The 20,392-nt window shown below is 45.2% G+C and carries 24 protein-coding genes and 1 rRNA gene; 13 read left to right on the top strand and 12 right to left on the bottom strand.

The genetic code is table 11. From position 1 onward, the window contains the following. Nucleotides 1–2: 2 nt before the first annotated feature. From prpB to F6Q11_RS02675, 4 genes are all read right to left on the bottom strand, one after another. Nucleotides 3–887: a methylisocitrate lyase gene (prpB, locus tag F6Q11_RS02690; protein WP_297026171.1), complete on the bottom strand. Its 885-nt coding sequence runs from the start codon at nucleotides 885–887 to the stop codon at nucleotides 3–5. Beyond that, complete coding sequence (locus F6Q11_RS02685; protein WP_297026170.1) at nucleotides 874–2,193, bottom strand: MmgE/PrpD family protein; 1,320 nt, start codon at nucleotides 2,191–2,193, stop codon at nucleotides 874–876. The genes prpB and F6Q11_RS02685 overlap by 14 nt, the downstream gene beginning before the upstream one ends. Before the next feature lie 364 nt (nucleotides 2,194–2,557). After that, complete coding sequence (gene tatC / locus F6Q11_RS02680; protein ID WP_297026169.1) at nucleotides 2,558–3,373, bottom strand: Sec-independent protein translocase TatC; 816 nt, start codon at nucleotides 3,371–3,373, stop codon at nucleotides 2,558–2,560. After that, nucleotides 3,363–3,671, bottom strand: coding sequence for a twin-arginine translocase TatA/TatE family subunit (locus F6Q11_RS02675; protein ID WP_297026168.1), 309 nt, complete (start codon nucleotides 3,669–3,671; stop codon nucleotides 3,363–3,365). Before F6Q11_RS02675 ends, tatC begins: the two co-directional genes overlap by 11 nt. Before the next feature lie 395 nt (nucleotides 3,672–4,066). On the opposite strand from F6Q11_RS02675, the gene F6Q11_RS02670 reads away from it, so the two are divergent. The 4 genes from F6Q11_RS02670 (at nucleotide 4,067) to F6Q11_RS02655 (ending at nucleotide 6,271) form a co-directional block, all read left to right on the top strand. Then, nucleotides 4,067–4,639 carry a ubiquinol-cytochrome c reductase iron-sulfur subunit gene (locus F6Q11_RS02670; RefSeq protein WP_297026167.1) on the top strand — a complete coding sequence of 191 codons (573 nt, stop codon included), beginning with the start codon at nucleotides 4,067–4,069 and terminating at the stop codon, nucleotides 4,637–4,639. 87 nt (nucleotides 4,640–4,726) lie between these two features. Further along, a complete protein-coding gene (locus tag F6Q11_RS02665; RefSeq protein ID WP_297026166.1) occupies nucleotides 4,727–4,909 on the top strand; it encodes a hypothetical protein in 183 nt (60 codons plus the stop codon). A 1-nt stretch (nucleotide 4,910) separates the two neighbouring features. Next, a complete protein-coding gene (locus F6Q11_RS02660; RefSeq protein ID WP_297026165.1) occupies nucleotides 4,911–6,083 on the top strand; it encodes a cytochrome bc complex cytochrome b subunit in 1,173 nt (390 codons plus the stop codon). Then, nucleotides 6,080–6,271, top strand: a complete 192-nt coding sequence (locus F6Q11_RS02655; protein WP_297026164.1) for a hypothetical protein — start codon at nucleotides 6,080–6,082, stop codon at nucleotides 6,269–6,271. The genes F6Q11_RS02660 and F6Q11_RS02655 overlap by 4 nt, the downstream gene beginning before the upstream one ends. Before the next feature lie 184 nt (nucleotides 6,272–6,455). Here F6Q11_RS02655 and F6Q11_RS07585 read toward each other — a convergent pair whose 3' ends face one another. Next, complete coding sequence (locus tag F6Q11_RS07585; protein WP_367119322.1) at nucleotides 6,456–6,536, bottom strand: hypothetical protein; 81 nt, start codon at nucleotides 6,534–6,536, stop codon at nucleotides 6,456–6,458. Nucleotides 6,537–6,606: 70 nt separating this feature from the next. Between F6Q11_RS07585 and F6Q11_RS02645 the strand changes: the two genes are divergently transcribed. After that, on the top strand, nucleotides 6,607–6,834 hold the full coding sequence (locus F6Q11_RS02645; RefSeq protein WP_297026162.1) for a hypothetical protein: 228 nt from the start codon (nucleotides 6,607–6,609) through the stop codon (nucleotides 6,832–6,834). A gap of 5 nt (nucleotides 6,835–6,839) precedes the next feature. Here F6Q11_RS02645 and F6Q11_RS02640 read toward each other — a convergent pair whose 3' ends face one another. From F6Q11_RS02640 to F6Q11_RS02625, 4 genes are all read right to left on the bottom strand, one after another. Then, nucleotides 6,840–7,355, bottom strand: a complete 516-nt coding sequence (locus F6Q11_RS02640) for a TRASH domain-containing protein (protein ID WP_297026161.1) — start codon at nucleotides 7,353–7,355, stop codon at nucleotides 6,840–6,842. 129 nt (nucleotides 7,356–7,484) lie between these two features. Beyond that, the gene (locus tag F6Q11_RS02635; protein WP_297026160.1) at nucleotides 7,485–7,655 is read right to left on the bottom strand and encodes an AbrB/MazE/SpoVT family DNA-binding domain-containing protein; all 171 of its coding nucleotides are present in this window, start codon (nucleotides 7,653–7,655) and stop codon (nucleotides 7,485–7,487) included. Nucleotides 7,656–7,692: 37 nt separating this feature from the next. After that, the gene (locus F6Q11_RS02630; protein ID WP_297026159.1) at nucleotides 7,693–9,606 is read right to left on the bottom strand and encodes an ATP-binding protein; all 1,914 of its coding nucleotides are present in this window, start codon (nucleotides 9,604–9,606) and stop codon (nucleotides 7,693–7,695) included. After that, entirely contained in the window at nucleotides 9,599–10,225 is a 627-nt protein-coding gene (locus F6Q11_RS02625) for a hypothetical protein (protein ID WP_297026158.1), read from the bottom strand. Before F6Q11_RS02625 ends, F6Q11_RS02630 begins: the two co-directional genes overlap by 8 nt. A 142-nt stretch (nucleotides 10,226–10,367) precedes the next feature. On the opposite strand from F6Q11_RS02625, the gene F6Q11_RS02620 reads away from it, so the two are divergent. The 3 genes from F6Q11_RS02620 (at nucleotide 10,368) to mtnA (ending at nucleotide 13,699) form a co-directional block, all read left to right on the top strand. Then, a complete protein-coding gene (locus F6Q11_RS02620; protein ID WP_297026157.1) occupies nucleotides 10,368–10,970 on the top strand; it encodes a thymidine kinase in 603 nt (200 codons plus the stop codon). Nucleotides 10,971–11,046: 76 nt separating this feature from the next. Next, entirely contained in the window at nucleotides 11,047–12,444 is a 1,398-nt protein-coding gene (locus tag F6Q11_RS02615) for a cytosine permease (protein ID WP_297026156.1), read from the top strand. A 232-nt stretch (nucleotides 12,445–12,676) separates the two neighbouring features. Beyond that, entirely contained in the window at nucleotides 12,677–13,699 is a 1,023-nt protein-coding gene (mtnA, locus tag F6Q11_RS02610) for an S-methyl-5-thioribose-1-phosphate isomerase (RefSeq protein WP_297026155.1), read from the top strand. Here mtnA and F6Q11_RS02605 read toward each other — a convergent pair. Both F6Q11_RS02605 and rrf read right to left on the bottom strand, forming a co-directional pair. Continuing rightward, the gene (locus F6Q11_RS02605; protein WP_297026154.1) at nucleotides 13,679–14,959 is read right to left on the bottom strand and encodes a tryptophan--tRNA ligase; all 1,281 of its coding nucleotides are present in this window, start codon (nucleotides 14,957–14,959) and stop codon (nucleotides 13,679–13,681) included. The genes mtnA and F6Q11_RS02605 overlap by 21 nt on opposite strands. 45 nt (nucleotides 14,960–15,004) lie before the next feature. Continuing rightward, nucleotides 15,005–15,125 (bottom strand): 5S ribosomal RNA (gene rrf, locus F6Q11_RS02600). A gap of 158 nt (nucleotides 15,126–15,283) precedes the next feature. On the opposite strand from rrf, the gene F6Q11_RS02595 reads away from it, so the two are divergent. From F6Q11_RS02595 to F6Q11_RS02585, 3 genes are all read left to right on the top strand, one after another. After that, complete coding sequence (locus F6Q11_RS02595; protein WP_297026153.1) at nucleotides 15,284–16,609, top strand: trehalose-6-phosphate synthase; 1,326 nt, start codon at nucleotides 15,284–15,286, stop codon at nucleotides 16,607–16,609. Then, on the top strand, nucleotides 16,590–17,324 hold the full coding sequence (gene otsB / locus F6Q11_RS02590) for a trehalose-phosphatase (RefSeq protein ID WP_297026152.1): 735 nt from the start codon (nucleotides 16,590–16,592) through the stop codon (nucleotides 17,322–17,324). The genes F6Q11_RS02595 and otsB overlap by 20 nt, the downstream gene beginning before the upstream one ends. Before the next feature lie 131 nt (nucleotides 17,325–17,455). Beyond that, complete coding sequence (locus F6Q11_RS02585) at nucleotides 17,456–18,268, top strand: carbon-nitrogen hydrolase family protein (protein WP_297026151.1); 813 nt, start codon at nucleotides 17,456–17,458, stop codon at nucleotides 18,266–18,268. 328 nt (nucleotides 18,269–18,596) lie between these two features. Here F6Q11_RS02585 and F6Q11_RS02580 read toward each other — a convergent pair whose 3' ends face one another. Continuing rightward, entirely contained in the window at nucleotides 18,597–19,562 is a 966-nt protein-coding gene (locus tag F6Q11_RS02580) for a hypothetical protein (protein ID WP_297026150.1), read from the bottom strand. Between the two features lie 124 nt (nucleotides 19,563–19,686). Here F6Q11_RS02580 and F6Q11_RS02575 point away from each other — a divergent pair, with 124 nt between their 5' ends. After that, nucleotides 19,687–19,974: a YunC family protein gene (locus F6Q11_RS02575; protein WP_297026149.1), complete on the top strand. Its 288-nt coding sequence runs from the start codon at nucleotides 19,687–19,689 to the stop codon at nucleotides 19,972–19,974. A 136-nt stretch (nucleotides 19,975–20,110) separates the two neighbouring features. Continuing rightward, nucleotides 20,111–20,392, top strand: coding sequence for a 50S ribosomal protein L44e (locus F6Q11_RS02570; RefSeq protein WP_367119318.1), 282 nt, complete (start codon nucleotides 20,111–20,113; stop codon nucleotides 20,390–20,392).

Below are 20,392 nucleotides of genomic sequence, written 5' to 3'. Positions count from 1 at the left end.
TTTTATATTTTATAGAATACGTTATCTTCCTTTTCATAGTCGTAGTAACCGATGAGTTCGTAGAATTCTGATCTGCGCATTATCCTGTCAAGGAAGTTCCTCTGAGTACCATCCCTCATCAGATCCCTGTATATTCCGTCTATTGCCTTCAGCATGCCCCGGAAAGCTGTAAGGGGAAATATCACAATGTTGTATCCGATCTCCCTGAGTTCTCTCACGGATAGAAGTGGCGACTTTCCATCTTCGGTCATGTTGGCCATCAGATACCCTCTGACCCTTTTCCTCATCTCAACGAACTCATCTCTGCTCTCAAGCGCTTCAGTAAATACGGCATCAGCGCCGGCCTCGATGTACGCACTGGCCCTGTCTATTGCATCTTCAAGTCCGTTCACCGATCTGGCATCCGTTCTTGCTATGATCATGAAATCCTCGTTCTTTCTGGTCGATACCGCGGCTCTGATCTTCCTCACCATGTCATCCCTGTCTATCACACGCTTTCCGTTGAGATGCCCACACTTCTTTGGCTGTTCCTGATCTTCGATGTGTATTGCAGCTGCGCCAGCATCCTCCATCATCCTGACGGTCCGCATCACGTTGACAGTTTCACCAAAGCCGGTATCAACATCCACTATGATCGGTAAACTCGATACAGTGGTAATCCTGTATGCCTCTGCAGCGACCTCGGTGAGCGTTGTGACGGACAGGTCCGGAAGGCCCATCATGCCTGCGACTCCAGATCCAGAGAGGTATGCTGATCGAAAACCAGCCCTCTCTGCCACAAGTGCAGATATGCCGCTGAAGACACCTGGCGCAACCACCATATCGTTCTTGATCAGTTCTCGCAGGGCGGCTGGGCCTCCATTGACGTTGTCCTTAAGCCTTGACACGGTTTATCACCTCGAAGATCTCACCAGCATGCATTCTATCAAGGTTTCTTAGCTCTTTGACCACATCAGCTATCTTCGGATCAACGCGTTCTGCCTTGTTCATCAGGTCTGACCATGTGTACGGATCCTTGAAATGACCCTTGGGTACATCGATCTCGATATCCTTCTTTCCCTCATCGTCTTCGATCTGGATCTTCACCGGCAGATATTCAGGGTACATGTCATCGAATTTCTTCGTGACATTGAACTTCATTCTGTCTATCAGATCCAGTATTTTCTCGTCCTTGAGATATCTTGCATCATAGGAATTGACGTCTGGTTCCCCGTATAGAAGGGTATAAGCGATTATATAGGGCATACTGTGATCCGCCGTCTCCTTGTTCTCCGGTCTTAGTTTCTCAGGATCCTTGACTATGATTGTGTGCGCTACCCTGAAGGTATCCACACTGATCGACTTTATTTTACCCTTTATCTTGTTTCTTATCTGGGATGCAGCCTGAGCGGCACTCATAGCATGGTATTCCACAGGATAGTTCTTTATCATGGTCTTAAGCACATGCGGTGATATCCTGAGATCAAATGGGCCAGACACCTGTTTTTTGAAGCCCATTTCTCCATCGAATATCTCTGATGGGCCTGTAAGTCCGGATCTGGCGTTCATTGCGGCCAGAAGAGAGGACATGGTCTGATAGGCCACCGTGCACCCCTTCCACATGCTCAGCTTTCCAGCTCTGGTCTGCCTCATGCTCACGTTATTGATTATCCCCAAAGAGATGGCGTTCTCAAACTTTTCATCATCAAGATCGAAGATCGATGCTATGCCGGCTGATGAGGATATTGAATCATAGTTGACGTGATCCCAGCCGCGATCCCTTATTGAAACCGCATCGGCCAATGAGCACACGACGTCATATGCTATCTTCAGACCTCTGAGTATATCCTTTCCGTCCGCTTCAGCCATCTGGGCAGCTGCCAGTATTGGTGGAACGTTATCGGAGGGATGCAGAGCCTCCTTTGATAGATATGTATCGTTATAGTCCATGTATCTGGTCATGCATCCGTTGATCAGCACCGCGTAAGGTGAGAATATCTTCCTATCCTTGAAGTACAGCGGTGTGGCCGTCTTTGAGCTAACGTCGCCGAGAACATCGAGGAGGGCATTGACCGGCGGGGAACTCCTAGCGGTATACGCAGTGATAATGGAATCCGCTATCCTCATCTTCAGAGCTTCCTTTTCCTCCTCAGTCATCCTGGAATACGAAACACCGTCTGCATAGTTCTTTATCTCTTTGACCACAGAATCCATGATATGGTTATAACGTGCAGTTATAAATGGATTCGCGGAATAATGTATCAACCTCACATTATACATAAGCCTCATACGATCTTCAAGCATTCAAGTTTAATTTTGGTCTTTAAAGGATGGCTAGAAGTTTGTGAGAACTGATAAATCATCATATATTCGTACAGGAGATACATGGACTTATCTTAATAGAAAAACTCACACTTCAATGTCATAATAAACATACTGAAAATTGGATTCATAAAAGTAGTGCTTTTCTATTACATATTCAATATGGACAGAGGTCGGCCGTTGAACCAGGAAGCTTCTATACTTTAGCTGAGGAGTAACTCACGGCAAAGAGACGCAAATAAAAGCATACCATACCTCAATCAGTGGCAACGTTGTATAATGCCTGATCCTTTTTCTCAACTCTCTTGGCAATTAACGCTCCGATCACGTAAAGCGCCATCATCGGTACGGCCATTATCATCATGCTAACACCTAGAACCCCTGGAGAGAAAACGAGGCCGAATATCAGAGAACCCACGACAGCATATCTCCAGTTCTTGAGCCAGAAGCCGGCTGGAACGAGTCTTAGCTTCGTCAAACCCACCATAATGACCGGCATTTCGAACGATAGGCCGAATGATGCTATATATATGAAGAAAAATGATGTATAGTTGGCTATGCCCATGGTCGGAGACGATCCAACGGCGAAATCAAAATAGAAGAATATTCTGAAAAGGAGAGGAAAGACGTACCAGAATCCGAAGAGGCTTCCTATGGCAAAGAGAGCCGCAGCCGGTATGCCAAGGCTTCTTATGGCCTGCAATTCCTTCTTCTTCAGGCCAGGTGCTATGAATTTTGCAGCCTCCATGACGATTATGGGCATGCTGAAAAGAAGTGCAAGAAACATGACGCTGTATATATCAGCAACCATAGCGTCTGTTGGTTTCAGTGCGATGAGTTCCACGTTCTTCGGCAGGACATGGTACTCTGAGATTTTTAAGAATTGTGCGCCCGCATTGTCATACGGGTCAGGATATGGTATAATCACCCTGTGCCCAAGTATGATTGCATACTGAAACCTGAACGTAAAAAATATAAAGAAGAAAACGAAAAAACCTATCAGCGCCCTAACTGCCCTTAGGCGAAGCTCCTCAATATTTTTCTGTAGCAGGTCTAATAATTCACTGGGCATGCTGAAGTTTTTCCTGTATCTCTGCCTTCAAGTCATCTACGCTCTTTCCATCTGTCTCAATGCCCATTGTCTTCGCAACGGCTACATAGTCTATACCTGTGGAAGAGGCAGCTTGAGCCTGTGCTGGCTTAGAGTACATGGCCTTCCGTATCTCTTCCTCTACCTCCATCTGGCCCCTTTTGAATTCTCCGGTTGCTCTTCCTATATTCTTTGCCAGCTCAGGAACCTTCTTTGCACTTCCAAATAGAACAAGGATAGCAACGATGACTATTAACCATTCAATGGCTGAATCAAGCATATAATCAATCTATCAGCAAATTACAATATTTAATCTTTGTCTCTAAAAGGATAGGTGTAAATTCGGTGATCATACTGCCGTATCTGATATTTGCAGCCTACCGATTTGTGTGATATTATGTTTAATTATTATTATGTGATATTAAATAAAAATAAATCAAATCAGATTTATTCGAAATTACTAAAAATATTTATAATATAAGATAAATGTAGTGAAAGGATGTGGAACAATTAAAATATTATTATTTAATATTGAAATAATTATATTTGTTCTTATCGCGCTAGAAAGCTGATCTGAAAAAATTATAACTTTCTATTATAAATATAAGGTAATTTGTATAATTTTGCTTGCGAATTCACAGAATAATTAAGTAAAATAATTTTTTGTAGTTGATTATGCGGAATAAGTCTGGGCAGTCCGCGGATTCCGTGGACGAGAATAGGAGATCTTTTCTGAAGGGGGCTATGCTCTCACTCTTCTCGGTGGCAATAGGCGGTATATCCCTCGAGCGATTCTTTGTTCCTACAACCAGAAATGTCCCCGTAACATCGTATGATGGCAAATATCCCACAGCTCTACTTGTAGATCCAGATAACAACCCAATAACGGCATCTGAGATCCCCTATGCTGTGCCTTCCAGCAGTAGCTATCCTATATTGGTGTTCAATTATCCTCTTCAAGATGAACCGAATATACTTATGAGACTAAGGAATGTTACGATCCCTAACGCCATACACGTAAAAAATTCTCAAGGCGGAATCGACAGTATAACCGCGTACAGTGGCATTTGTCAGCATCTTGGATGTACAGTCCCGCTTCTGGATTATCACCCGGGCAATTCGATACCATTCGAGGCGCAGCTGATAGGCTACACGAAATCAAATTGGCCAACATACGGCTTGATCTACTGCAAGTGCCATGGGAGCCAGTATGATCCTGTGAGAGGTCCTCACAACCTATATAACTGAGGCCCAGCGCCAAGCCCAGCCAACCATTCTCTACCTCAGGTTCTGTTTTACCATGATACGACAACGGATTATCTCTATGCAATAGGTATGAACCCTGTTAATGCAGTTATAAGAACGCACCTATGGCAGCCAAACGGGGAGGTTTATGGGCCTGAGGTTGCCCAGGAAAATCTCTCAGGAGGATCAGCACTGCCCTATGACAGCACCATCGGAAACTACAAGACCGTCGTTGTCTCGAGTTCCAATTACAAGTGGAGCGGGAGGTTCTGATATGGAAAAAAACGAATACGATTTAACAAAGCTGATGGAAGAAGATACGGAATATCCAGGATCCTATAAGATACTTCTCAGGCCAATATCGAGGAAGGAGTTCAGGCTTGACTACTGGACAGGTTCGTTTCTGATGGCTGCCGTTGCATATTTGGCAGTATCCGGCATGCTGCTATTCTACTATTACCAGAGTGGGCATCCTTACTCATCAACGATCGCCATTACGAGCACAGTCCCGTTCGGATATGCACTGCTTACGTCTCATCTGTATATGGCCTACGCCATGATAGTCCTGGTCTACGCTCACATGCTCAGGAATTATTTTATCGGTGCATACAAGGGCAAGTGGAGATGGCTCCAGTGGATACTTGGTGTTGTGCTCTTCATACTGGTATACACCACAGCAATAGTTGGATACATGCTGACATACACTTACATTAGCGTGGCTGCAACGCATGTGGGGGAGCTTCTCATAGAGCGCAGCATAATTGGGAGGCTTCTTCCTGGCCTATCCAACTGGCTGATATCCATACTGGTTGGAAACGGTACGACCGCACAGACATTCTCCCACATACTCGGTCTTCACGTCATGATACTGTCGACGTTGATCATAATAGTTGCGTTCATACACTTCTTCCTGTTTGAAAAATCCGGGCCATACGGTGTTAAATATGAGAAGAACGAGAAGCTTGTCCCATGGTTCCCGGTCAACCTTCTTTACACGGTATTTCTTTCGTTGATGTTCATCGGAGTTATACTCGTCTTCTCGGCGGCTTTCCCACAGGTCATACCTGATGCCTACGGATTGCCCGTATATGGAACCACGCCATTCCCAGACTGGTATATACTACCAGTTTACAAGCTTATGGATACTGCAGGATACGGTCTGACCACCGGAGGAGTCCCGCTCGTGATACTATTCTTCGTCTTTCTTTTCATACTGCCGTTCATAGATAGGTACAGCGGAACCCATCCCCTCGATAGACCAGCAATAACAGCCTTTGGCGTATTTATGATTATTGGCATCCCGGTCATGGCAATATGGGGTGCAAGCCAGCCAGGGCTTTCGCAGACAAGGCTTCTGACCATGTTCATGTGGTGGGGTATAACATTCGTCTCCTTCGCCACAGTTTATGCCATGAGGTTTGCAAGAAAGGATGGTGAGGACAAATGAACAGTTCGGTAAAGGCGGTCTACTCCATAGGCGGTCTGCAATTCGTCATAGCCATAGTGCTCTGGATCATAGCGCTGAGCAACAGCACGGGCGATCAGCGCATCTGGGCGGTGGTCTTCGCTATCGATCTGATACTCAGCGGTGCGATAGCGTTTATAATAATGAGGCATGAGATGGAGGTGAATTGATTGGATAGATTTTCTCTCAGGCTATACTACTCCTCTATGATGATTTACATATTCGGATCTATCACGCTGATACTGTACACGCTGATAATAAAGCCAATAGCACTGATGTACCATGAGCCAATAAGCCAGATGACCTCACCGGTGTTCGGGAATTACGGAAGATACCTGTTCTCGCTGGAGGCCTTCACTCTAATAGTGATGATAGCTTCTCTCGTTCTCTATGGCATATCCATGTATCACAATCATACGAGAAATGGAAAGGTATCGATGAGGACGATCATAGCACCGCTGATCCTCTATGTGTTTGCATTTGCGTTGCTGGGGGTGAGCGGTTTTTGAGCGGTATTCAGGAGATGCTGAAGGAGAAGAAGAGATCGACTGGAAAGATAATTGCAGGGATCGTCCTCTTGATAATCTCCATACCGGTGTTCCTGGATTATCAGGTGTTACCCACTATTAACAGCCAGGTTGGGCCACACCAGATAGGAAGCTGGCTTGCACTTCTATTTTCCTTCATAGGCTTTGTGCTCATAGTGATGGGGCTTGGAGAGCTGGATATCTGAAAAATTTAACTATCCGTCTTCAATCTTTTTTTCAGATCGTGCTCGCAGTTAGGGCAACATACATAGTAATCCCTGTTATGGCTGTGCACTATGATGGGATCAGAAACGATTGTCTTGCCACAATAATCACAGACGCTAGCCGTCCTTGCTTCCATGGCTTTCCCGTAGCTTCTTCCTGTTGAGATCCACAGGTACTCATAGGGAAATTTCATGGAGAGTGCAGATCTGTCCAAGACGAGCATGTGCCTGCCATTGCTCAGCGCATAATCCTCGTATATGACATGCTCCGGAATGTCTGTCTGGCCATTCACCACGGCAATGACGGTCTCCATGTCTGAGTCATCCATTCTTATTGTGTACCCCTTTATGGTTCCGTTATTCTCAAGTTTCCTTATTATCTGCGCAACGGTATTCCTGCCTATGCCAGTTTCGCTTGATATCTCCTCTATGGTCAATCTGGAATTATTATACAGTGCTCCCAGGACGATCAGCTCCCGCTTGCTGAGATTGGGGATACTCATGTGTATGGATTGCAATGTGGCACTAAAAGCATTTGCCCATGCATGTCTGACAGATTAGTCCGGATAACGCAGAATTAAATATCATATTTCGCGGGATCATGTCAAGCATATTTCGATATCTAAAACACCTCACTTCAAAAGGTCTATGTATATTCGGCCGTCATCCGATTCATAAAAAGCGATGAGATCTTCATCCTTGAAGTTGAGTTTCTTCAGTACTTTCTTGGGAATTGTAACTCTGACAGAAGCACCTCTTTTTGTCATTCTCGCGATATCCATTATCTTCTTGTTGTCAGTCATATCAAGACACTATTAAGAAGTAGTATAATCTTTTTTCCTAGTGAAATTTTAGTTTTGTATTTAAAAAAATGTCATACAATGAAATAATTCCGTTTTCGTCAATTATTGATTCTATAAAATCAGTATCAAAATTGAAAAATGAAATAATTTCATCCTTCGTAAATATATATGTGTCTCTGGATTTCATCAGTTCATATATCGTCATGAGGGTTGGGCCAAACCTGACGCGCTTCAGTCTTGTCATGAATGGAGACTCCTCCAACACTGATCTAATGAACCTGTGGTTTTTTCCGAGGAAATGATATTTGGGTTTTCCCTGTGCGGACACTATCCATACTCTCTCAAATATGCCGGAGATGTCTGATATATGCGATCTGACAGATCCTGCAAACTGTATGGTGCCGTCGATGTTCACTTTCCTCCTTTCATAGAGAATCTTGTATAGTTCCTCGATCCGGGAATCATCCGTTATGAATATGAGATTGTAGTTTCTGTAATTCCTGATCTTCTCCAATATCCTTGAGGGATGTTCCATGTCGGATACCTCCGCCTCAACCATATAGATCCGTCCATCCAGATAGAAATGAGCATCAGGTATCAGATTGCCAAAATGGCCGAACTGCACTTTTATTCCATTCATATCCAGGAACCTTGCAAAATCCATTATCAGCTGTGAATGCAGAGACGTCTGCACATCCTTCTCCATGGTCCAGTCCGGTTCTGATCCATACCTTATAATACTCTTCTGTATCCGGTCATCCGGAGTGAATACAGGCGGAGTGAACGAGAGCGTTGCCGGTCCCAGGGTCTGGTCGCTTGACCACGCTGTGAACTTGTGAAGGCGCTGTGAGGTAAGAACGCTGATCATATGGTTACGCCTTCTCTCTTCTACGGTTCTGGAAAGAATAACAGCGTCCGATGGAGAGACCTGAAATGATATGTAGTTCCTCACGTTCCCAAAAAGCGCTGCTTGGTAGGCCGATGCCTGATCCATGTACTGGTTCGAGAGTATCAACCGCATGCCATATTTTCTGCCTTCGCTCAGTATGGTTTCCAGTATCCCCGTGGGTATGTTCTGAGCCTCATCAACGAATATGTACGTGTTCACAACCCGGCCATTACCGTACCTCCTGAGCGAATCAAACCATATCTTCATTAGAATTAGATAGGATACTTGCGAGGACACGTCGGATGGCATCTTTCCCTTGGCAACATCCACGAATACAAGCTTACCGGCTTGCGACATCGTGGAATAGAGATCAAATGATTTTCTGGATGATACCAGATCTGAAAGCTTCATGGAGGATATCACTGGTATGATCTTATTGAGGGTCGATGCGGTGTATTCCCTCCAGTACGCCCTATCCGAGATGAAACTCTGTATGAGATCTTTAACCGGGCCGTCCTGCATGCCAGATATGAAGGCCCTTGTCCTTACTGGACTTGCAATTATGCTGAAAAAATCTGAGAGCGTTGGATATTCGGCATCCCTTATGTACTCAGCAAGAACCGATCTGAACATGACGTCAAGCCTTGGTCCCCATGTATTGTTGGAAAACGAGGATGATGAGAATATGGACTTAATCCATCCAGCCACCATATCAGGATCAGCATCCTGATCGAGAACGTTCATCATCATCTTCCTTTCCAACCCATCAATAACGACACTATCGAGACCGAGATACACCAGATCTCTTCTGGAACTGTATACCGAATCCATAAGTGTACCATGCGGGTCAATTATTACAAGATTGCCGGGTACATCATCCATGTTCTTTATGAGGAAACGCAGATAGCTGGACTTCCCTGTACCGGTCTTTCCAGTTATTGAAAGATGCCCTGAAAACATATCTACAGGAAGAAAGTAGGGTGAACCGTCATTCTGGTATCCGATCAATATGCCAGAATCCATCCTTCTTCCAGAATGGATCGATGGATCATAGTCAAACATTTATGTCAGCCGGTACTCGAACGAAATTTATGAGGTTGAATGGATACCGCATCAGGTCATTCATCATGATTGGTGCGATCCTGATCTTTTTCAGTTTTACGCCATGTCTCATCCTGAGAGAATTGAATGTTTCCTCGAATACGGTAAAAATGCTGTCCAGATTGAGTTCTGAGGATCCGATCCCGATATCGATGTACATCGAATACCTTCTACCTGCATGGGTCTTTCCGGATATCACGCTGCACACATAGGTAAGGGGGATATCCGGAAATGTGCTGTGAAACGACACTATGTCATCGATCAGGTCCGGGAAATAGAACTCGCCGGATCGTCTGTCCCCTCTCCTCAAAAGATAACGTCTTGACGCATTTATCTGCATATCTGGATCCTCGTCGACTATGTAGCTGGGATAGAGCCTTACAAAGAACCTGCTGATGAAGTTGAAGCTCGTAAGGTCATCACTCCCAAGAAAGAAGTGCACATGCCCCCCTCTGCACTGCATAACGAAGTAATTAGTGGACCTCGGATCTGGAAGAAGAAGGTGAGAGAAGGAACGGTATATCTTGAAATCCGTTCCTAGATCAGTGCCGGTGAATACAATCTTGCCGAAGCGTATCATGTGGTGGTATCATGAAGATTTATATCTATGTTATCTTATAAATTAATTCCAATTTCCAAATTAAAAAGAATGATAAATGTTGCAACTGATTTAATTATAAATGACGAAATAAGTTTTTCAAATAAAGTTCGATTAACGGTAGATGAACGGGAATCCCGGTAAGATAATAACCATAACTGGTCCCATGTTTTCAGGAAAAACATCAAGGTTGATAGAGCTCATGGAAAGGCATATCCTCGCAGGCAGAAAGGTTACACTGTTCAAGCCGGAGATAGATTCAAGGTATTCAGAGAATGAGGTTGTGACCCATAAAGGCGTCAGGCTGCCAGCGGTCTTAGCGCCAACGGATGAGAGGTTCGGAGATTTTCTGGCTCCGAGGATCAAGGATTCGGTGGTTCTGGGCTTTGATGAGGCGCAGTTCTGGAAACAAGCCTCGAAGCTACCCCAGCGGCTGGAGGATCTGGCAAACTCCGGAAGGATCGTCTATGTTGCCGCCTTGAACAGGGATCACTTCGGCAACCCATTCCATATGACGGCTGAGATACTTGCAATATCGGATGAGATATACACGCTCAGTGCTGTTTGTTCCAGGTGTGGAAATGATGCCATCTTCACGCAGAGGATAATAAACGGAATGCCGGCATTCGGTGAGATAATAAGGATAGGAGGTAAGGATCTGTACGAACCCAGATGCAGGAACTGTTTTGTATGGCCATCTGCACAGAAACACATAACGGATATTTAGCTTATGTGAATATATATCTCGTGTACGAAATTCGTCATCAGCGATAAATAAAATATATCGACGCATTTTCACTTCAATGGATGCAGGTATAGGTGAACATGGGATAGAGACAATCGGAGTCGATCCCATTCCACTTTCCTCTAGGATGATCGGCCCCTGGAAAATGATGGTTTTCTGGTCAATGGCTAGCGCTTCTGCACTCACGCCCCTGATTGGCTATTTACTCTATCCGCTGGGGCTGATCGACATGATCGTTGCTGTATCTGTGGCCTTCATGATCGGATTTATTCCAGTTGGAATATTCTCTGATATGGGGAGGACCTTTCCCGTACCGGCGATGATAATATCGAGGAAGACGCTGGGTTATGCTTCCTCCAGCGTCATGTCGCTGATATTCACATTTGTCAACCTTGGCTGGTTTGGACTAAACGATGTAACTGGCGGTCTCATACTTTCTTCGGTGACATCTTCATCTCCGATCGTCTGGATAACGTTCATGGCCGTGGTGCAGATAGTGCTGGTGCTTTTTGGGGCAAAATACCTTGAGAAATTCTACAGGTATACTGCGATCCTCCTTGTGATCAGCTATGGCGTCCTGGCGTATTTTCTGTTCACGGTCTATCGACCCGATATGGCTGATCTGCTTCGTCCAGCGTCCTCCGTCAACTGGGGATCTGCAATAGGTCTCGTTTTAGCCTTTTCCATACTTGCCTGGGCGTACAAAGTATCAACAATAAGCAGATTTGCAAGAATGAAACATGACGGCGAACCCATCTCAGAAAGATCATTATTCTTTCTAGCGCCATCGATCGGAATCATTATCCCTGTTTACATGATGGGCGTTCTTGGCCTGATCTCGCAGGCGGCTGCTGGAAACTGGAATCTTGCCGCCATCAGATTCGGTGGCATCAGCAGCGTCGAAGGCTTGATCGCGATCATAGCTTCCATAGGTGCATCATTAGCCATAATACACACAAACTCAATGAACCTTTATCCAGCCACAGCGGATCTGCTTTCCGCCATAGAAGGGCTGTTCAACAGAAGGATAAGGAAGTATGCACAACCCGTATCCACAGTTATCCTGGGTACGCTCGGCGCGGTACTCGCCTATGTTGGCATTCTAAACTATGCTTCAGGTTTCCTGAATCTTAGCGGATCGGTGATATTTCCATTCACCTTCGTCATCATAGCAGACTGGTTCATGATGGGCCGGTATAATGCGGTCAGTGCAGATTTCTATTCGATACCAAGGAACGGACTTGGAAATGCCAACATAGCCGGGATATCTGGACTAGTAGTTGGCATAATCTTCAATCTTGTTCCTCTGAATCCACTTAATCCTCTGTTTCTCTACCTTCCTCAGGATCTGTTCGGATCGCTTCTCGGTATGGCCATCTTCATCTTTGTGCTGAAAACCATGCAGAAGATGCAGATGGTTCCGGAGGAGAATAAATCGGACAGCATGGCGGAATGATTTGCACCAGATACCGAGAAAGGCATCAGCATGCGAGAGGCATAACCGGCAAGCCATATGGGCATTCCGAAATATGTCGGAGGCTCAGCATCGCAATAACCGGGCAGATCCGAGAGGTCCAAAGATCGATCTTTCACGCGATCCAATTGCAAAGCAGATCAGCCTGCATCAGTTCGATGATCATGAGAATCAGTTAAATATAACATGAAAATGAAGAATCAGGTAATGCGCAATGAAGGTAGTCATAGATGGTGAAGTCAGGACACTGAAAGCCGTCTGGTATGAGGATGATGAGGTAAAGCTGATCGACCAGCGCAAGCTTCCGGAAAAAATTGAGATATTCGAGGCAAAGAATTCGGACGATATTGCGTACGCGATCAAGAATATGGTTGTCAGGGGCGCACCTGCCATCGGTGTGACAGCAGCATATGGTCTCGCAATGGCAAAAAAGAAGGGAGAAAACATGGATGAGGCCGTGAAGAAGATCGGGTCTACCAGGCCCACGGCCTACGACCTATTCAAGGCCATAAAATACATGCAGATCAACGACTTCGACATGAACTCCGCAAGGAGATACGCGATGGAGATATCCGGCAGAAGCAGGAAGATCGGTGAGATAGGTAACCAGATCATAGGTCAGAATGCCAGAATTCTGACGCACTGCAATGCCGGTGCGCTGGCCGTCGTTGACTGGGGCACGGCGCTTGCTCCGATAAGGATGGCCCATGGCGATGGAAAGAACGTTTTCGTATTTGTGGACGAGACAAGACCAAGGCTGCAGGGTGCGAAGCTTACCGCATGGGAACTTGCACAGGAGGGCATCGATCATGCCATAATCGCGGATAACGCAGCTGGGTTCTACATGAGGCGCAAGGAGGTCGATCTTGTCATAGTCGGTGCCGATCGCATCGCTAGCAACGGAGATTTCGCGAACAAGATAGGTACATACGAGAAGGCCGTACTAGCCAAGACCAACGGCATACCTTTCTTCGTTGCTGCTCCGGGAAGCACCTTCGATTTCAGCATTAAGAGCGGCGATGAGATACCGATCGAGGAACGCGATGAGAATGAAGTTCTGGAGATCAATGGAACGCGCATAGGTCCTGCAGAGAGCCACAGCAGGAATCCAGCATTTGACGTCACACCGAATGAATACGTTACAGGCTTCATAACAGAATATGGTATTTTTAAGCCGTCAGAACTGAATAAATTGAAGGAATTAATGGAAAAGGATCTATTCATGAACATAAAGTGAGAGTTTTTCTCTCGCCTCCTCCCTCTTTTTTTGGAGTTCTGACAGCCAGCCGCTCATTCTATCGGCTATTTCCCGTTTGCAGAAACCACACATCCTCTTTCCATTTCTGCAATCGTCGTAGACCTCCTTCACGTACCTGTCATCATCAACCTCGTAATTATAGAGATCGAATATGGGACACCTGTCCGGTTCGCCTCCAAGTTTGCGCTGTTCCTCTTCTGTATCCCTGCCACCGGTCATTCCGGCCATTATCTTTCTCCTTGCGTTCTTCGGGTCGTCGTTGAGAGATATGAGTGAATCGGGCACAGATGAGGACATCTTGCCGCCTTTAAGCCCTTTCATCAGTTTCTGATACGTTGCAGATGGGGCTATGAAGGTGAAATCATTGTAATGGCTTTCCATGCCGGCAAGATCAAGATCTATACTTACTAGATCCTCCTGATTGACGCCCTCTGCCCTCACAACCCTGTATTCGTAATCCTTCTTCACCCCGTCAAACCTTTTCGAGAGATAGTCGTAGGCCATATCTATGAACTCCTTTGGATCGTCCTTACCCTTGACGGACACGATAAGATCCCTATCATACTGTATGTTGAATACCCTCATTCTCTTGGCAAGATCCCTCATCAGCCTGAGATGCGGATCCTGATCGAAGCCAACAGGCACCACCGTGGGTGCTGGGCCTCCATACTTCTTCATCTGTGTGTGCAGGACGTCCGCAGCCTGTATCAGTGGTGAATTTATATGGAGAAGATCGTGTGTATCAGTGAATCCGTATAGCGACCTCAACTCATTCATATTTGTCCTGTTGCCCAGCATGTACGCCAGGAACTGCACATCGCTGTTCCTGGACTGGAAATATATCTCGCATGGTTCCAGGCCCATGGCGATGTAGTTCAGTATGTATTTCTCTATGGCAACCTCTCTGGCCTTTTCAAGGCTTATTCCCCTTGTGGAATATGACTCGAGATCTGCCACCGCTATAGATACCCTCCCCCCGAGTCGCTGAAAGAATATGACCTGATCGATCGCGCTCTTGTTTCCAAGATGCATCTCCCCGGATGGCATTAGGCCAGTCATCACGTTGAATTTGAGGTTGTGCTTTAGGGTATAATCGATATACTCTATTGATCTCTGGCCGAGGATGAGATGCCTCCTGAAGAGAAAATGATCGAAATCCACATTCATATCGCCTATACCGAAATCCCTCTTCAGCCTTTCATAGTCGAAGAAATCAGATGATGACCAAGGATTTATCATCACGACCGAATCAAAGAGATATGTAAAAAACTTTCATTCTTTAAATGGTAACAGCATATTGCGCTTCCCGTACCCTCGCGGCATACAGTACAACGCAATACGCAGCAGGCTTAACCGTCGAGTTCGGAATGGGATCTGGTGTTTCCCTGCTGCTATGACCGTTGCCAAACACTATATGGAACACCTCTATATAAGATTTTCGTGATTCTGCGGCTTCCGCATACATACAAATCGCCTTATAAAAAATGAAGTACCCGATTCATTTCTTTTTTTTGCACACTCAATCTTCTTTAGGTTTTTAATATCAAAAGACAATAAGGATATATGAAATACATCGTCGTCTCCAGCAGATGCCCGTTTTCCCATGACAGGGTTGCAGGAAAGGAGGTCATTAAAGAGAATGTTGGTGGCGTTGCGACGGCGCTACGTAGGGCAATGGAAAAATACGGTGGAACATGGATATGCTGGGGAGATGGCAAGCTCGATGGTAAATATCTTGATGAAGATGTCGGCAAATATAGGATCCGCAGGGTGATGCTAAGTGTACCTGAGAAGCGCGGTTATTACGATCTATACTCTAACAGAACTCTCTGGCCGCTTTTTCATTACTTCAGAGAGAGGGTTAAATACACGGATAATGGCTATGAGATATACAGGAGGGTAAACGAAAAATTTGCCTCTGTGATCATGCAGTCCCTTTCCAAAGACGACACAATCTGGATACATGATTATCAGCTCTCGCTTATTCCCAAGATGCTGAGAGATCAGGGCGTTTCTAACAGGATAATCTTCACATGGCACATACCATGGGTTTCAAGGGAGATGTTCGAAACGCTCCCTGAGAGCAGGGATATAATTGACAGTCTCTCCAGATCGGATTTCATAACATTCCACACAGAGACTTACAGGAAGAACTTCTTGGATCTATTGGACAGCAATTCCAGGGTTAAAAGTCTGGTCGTTCCACTTGGCATAGATTATCGTTATTTCAGCAGGACCAAGGGTACAGAGATAAGAAGCTACGCACTTATGGACAGAAAGATAATATTTTCCATAGACAGACTTGATTACACGAAGGGCCTGGTTAATCGCGCTCTTGCCATAGAAGAACTGCTTCGGAGGCATCCAGATCTCGTTGGTAAATTCGTTTACGTAATGATAGTGACCCCAAGCAGAACCACGGTTTCAGACTATGTGGTTATGAAGCGTGAGCTTGAGATGCATATTGGAAGAATCAACGGAGAATTTGGATCCATAAGCTGGATGCCCATACTATACATGTACAGGAAGATCTCCGACAGAATGCTGATATCATACTATAAGAATGCGGATATAGCCCTGATAACGCCACTCATAGACGGCTTGAACCTGGTCTCTAAGGAGTTCGTGGCCGCATCTGAGCGGGGAATTCTTATATTGTCGAGGTTTGCTGGCGCATCCAATTGCCTTGACGGGGCCGTAGTGGTGAACCCAAACAGCCTTGGAGAGGTGGCGGAGGCCATTTACAATGCCATGAATATGGGACAGGATGAGATACAGGAAAGGCTCAAGAGGATGAAGATGGAGGTATCAAGGAGGGACACAGACTGGTGGATCAAAAGAATTAATGCGCTTGCGATGAGGAAGATCAATGATAGGACACTCGCTTGAAGAGGCGCTGCGTGCAGTCGTGAGACAGGACCCAATTCTATTTCTGGACTATGACGGCACTCTAGTTCCAATAATAATGAATCCAGAGGAGAGCTATGCAGACAGTGATCTTACTTCCTTAATTTCAGATCTCAGGAACAGATTCGACACCTATATCGTGACTGGGCGATCTCCGGAAGAGATAAGGAGATTCCTTCCACTTAATATAGACATGATATGCTATCATGGGGCCTGTTCCATTATCCGAGGGCAAATGATATACCATAATGGATCGGATCGTTTTCTGGACGTCTTTAACAGGATATACGATGTCACAAAAGCATGGGTATCAGATTTCCCGGGATTGAGAATATACAAGAAGAATCTCGCCGTACTCTATCACCTTGGTCTCATGGGTGCGGACATGAAGCCTGCACTCAGATCGAGAATAGAAGAGATTGCAAAGGAATTCGGAGTGGAAACATACTACGGAAAGATGATCATAGAGCTACGCGTTCCTGGCGTCAACAAGGGTTCTGCCATCAGATCTGTGAGGAAAGGTAGACCAGCCATAATCGCTGGTGATGATGCAACGGACGAGCTTGCCTTCGAGGAGAATGAGGATGCTGTGACCATAAAGGTTGGTGATGGTGAATCGCATGCTAATTTTCATGTTAAAGATTATATCGAAATGAGAATGGTACTTAGGATGTTGCTAAATTTGTGTTCCGAATAGATCTCTCCCTCCCAATGATCGACTTTGAATTACGGACTTTGTCGGATCTTGCCTGCGCCTGAATACCTTAAAATATAATTGTACGATATAAACGTGTAAGATCTCCGTGAACCATTCGGTGGGTGTCTCGTATGAAAGTGGCTATAATTCAGATGGAATCCGGTGCAGACAAGGAAAATAATATAGAGGCTTCTTACAGACTGCTGGAGAGGGCAAAGAACTCCGAACTTGTGATATTTCCCGAATACCAGATTTATGCGCCATCGTTCGATGGAAAGGATGATGTTGCGTCGATTTCAGAGCCGTTGGATGGAAAATTCGTTAAGAGCATAACTGAAGCAGCAAGAGATGCGAGTCAGAAGATAATAATTAATATACCTGAGAAAAATTACTTCAACCTGAAGCCATTTAATACCGCAGTTTACATTGATGAGCTCGGTCTGATTCTGAAATACAGAAAGCTACACCTTTTTGATGCATTTGGTTTCAAGGAGAGCAGCGTTTTTGAGAAGGGCGATATGACACCCAGAGTCTTCAATGGATCAGGAGACCCCATCGGAGTTCAGATATGCTATGACCTGAGGTTCCCTGAACCGGCCAGAATGCTGGCGCTTGAGGGGGCCAAGCTTATAGTTTATCAGGCAGGCTGGTTCGCGGGCGATCGCAAATATGATCAGTGGAAAACGCTGTTGAGGGCCAGGGCGATGGAGAACGGCATTTTCGTCATCGGTGCTGCACAGACGGGTCATAGGTTCACAGGACACTCCATGGTGGTTTCCCCATATGGAGACGTACTGGCAGAGATGGGGATGGAAGAGGGCGTCATAACATTCGACATAAACTTCTCCCTCGTTGAAAAATACCGTGAAGAAGTGCCTGTACTGAAACACCGCAGAACTGATGTATACGATGTTCTTGACGTTGACGCATTCAGGATGATCTAATATTTTTCGGATGAAGCGTATATGCTTTAATGTTTTTTAAAGAAGAACGACGGCACGTTAATCGATCCATATTTAAGCGAAGGTTAAGGTTCTGGGAGTTCATGTATTCAGTCATTAAGGCGATTGAGATTTAAGCTTCCACAATGAAAGGATTTATATTTCGTAAATGTGGGACAGGTGGGGAGCCCATGCCCGTGGAGATCATTCTCCTTTATCGCCTATATAATACTGGTAGAGATTCTTCCCAGAAAATAAAGGGTGGCTGCTTTTACAAGGAACAGATCACGAATACCCTGAACGACGACGTGGCTTTTAGGAAAAAAAGTTATCACAGGGGTGTTATTTCGTCGATCCTCATGTTTACCTTGGGGAAATTCTTCTTCGTGTCGCCCAGAATTGCCGGAATAAGCCTTAGGAAGTAAACAGTTGTGTAGAAATATAGGAAGAGCTTACCATCCTCGTACTTTGACCATCTTCTGAGGTAATAGACGTTTTCCGATATCATGACGTTGCTCATATGGTTCGTTAGCGAATCGCCAAAGAAAGCTCTGTAAATATCATAGTTGGAGTGCTTCCCGATGTAAATTGTTCCCTTTTCTCCAGTGTATGCGGTGTCTATGAGTATATCTGGTATGGTATGGGTATCATCCAGCGCATAGATGTAATCCTCGGTATTGTCCTTGTGGGGTGCTTTTGACTCTCTCCTCCAGGCGATGTTCTTTTTAGTTTCAGCATATATTCCATGCATCACATTAGGATTGTCTATGGAAACCGTCAGCTTATAAACCTGTTCCAGTAACTTTATTGCGGTGAATGAGTAGTCGAAACCTTTGTTTTCGCCAATGTATCTGAGATATATATTTTCGCCATAACCCGCTGAATCTATGACGGAGTTAACAAGAGCGTCCTTATCCTTTGAGATGAAACGTACAGGCAGTAGCATCTCTCCGCCCTTCATGGAAGCCATATCGAATACAATGCTATCGATGCCAAAGAAGGTTGAAAATGGTTCACTCAGCTTGAAGCTCTCAGTATCCAGATATATCTTCCAGATGCCGTTTTTTACAACAGGGTTGAATCTGTTAAGCACAGATTCTATTTCCTCCCTGTGCCTCTCTGGAATCTGATCATCCTCTAGGAATACGTAAAACGATACGACCTTCTTCTCATTTATTGTCGGCAGCATTAGATAGAACAGATCGTACTTTTCATTTATGGCAGTCAGATCATTATGGAAACGACCTGCGAGGAGAGCCTGAGAGTCAAATATCCCGTCAATATCCTGGAGAACCATGCTTATCACAGCATTAATGATGTCGTTATATACAAATCTTGGTATGATACGATCAAAGCTGCCGTTGGATCCTTTCCGATAACCCTTCTGGAAAGTAATTTATTGGGATGTCAGATATCGAAGCATGATGCAGATAGATTCTGTTGAGATCGGTGGAAAGGTCTACCAATTCTTCAAGAGCGACCTTGGAAATGCCCCTCTTCTATTCCTAAAGGGAAGCAGAGGATATGCGATGTGCGGATATCTTAACATAGAGACGGCGAATAAGATTGGAGATATTGCAGTCCGCGTGACCGGAGTGAAGACGCTGGAAGATATGCTTTCCGCCAAGGTTGCGGATGCCTCGCAGGAAGCGCAGAAGATAGGGATAAAGCCTGGTGATGAGCTGAAAAATGTGATAGAGAAACTCTGATTTTTTATTTTTCATTTGATTCCGGATATCGTTCAATTGACATGCGTCCATTATTTTCAAAAGAGGTTTTCAAATCGGTGATGGCGAAAAGGTAAAAATAATAGATTGAAATACTTGCACATCAAGGTGAATCTATTTGAAGATGCCTAAGAAGATAATGGCGTATTGCCCGTACTGTAAAAAGCATACCAGCCATTCAGTGGAGAGGGTAAGGAAGAGGAAAGCCAGCGAATTAAAGGCGGGACAGAGGAGATTCAGAAGGGTGACATCTGGTTACGGAGGTTTCCCGAGGCCAAAATTCGAGGGAAGGGAGAAACCTACCAAGAGGATAGCCCTGAGGCTTGTCTGTGATGAGTGCCACAAGGCAGTAACGCCGCCAGGAATAAGGGCCAAGAAGTTTGAGATCGTGGAGGCATGA

It is taken from the genome of Thermoplasma sp. (genome assembly GCF_008709555.1).
Classification (GTDB): domain Archaea; phylum Thermoplasmatota; class Thermoplasmata; order Thermoplasmatales; family Thermoplasmataceae; genus Thermoplasma.
This window is presented reverse-complemented; position numbering and strand designations above follow the sequence as displayed.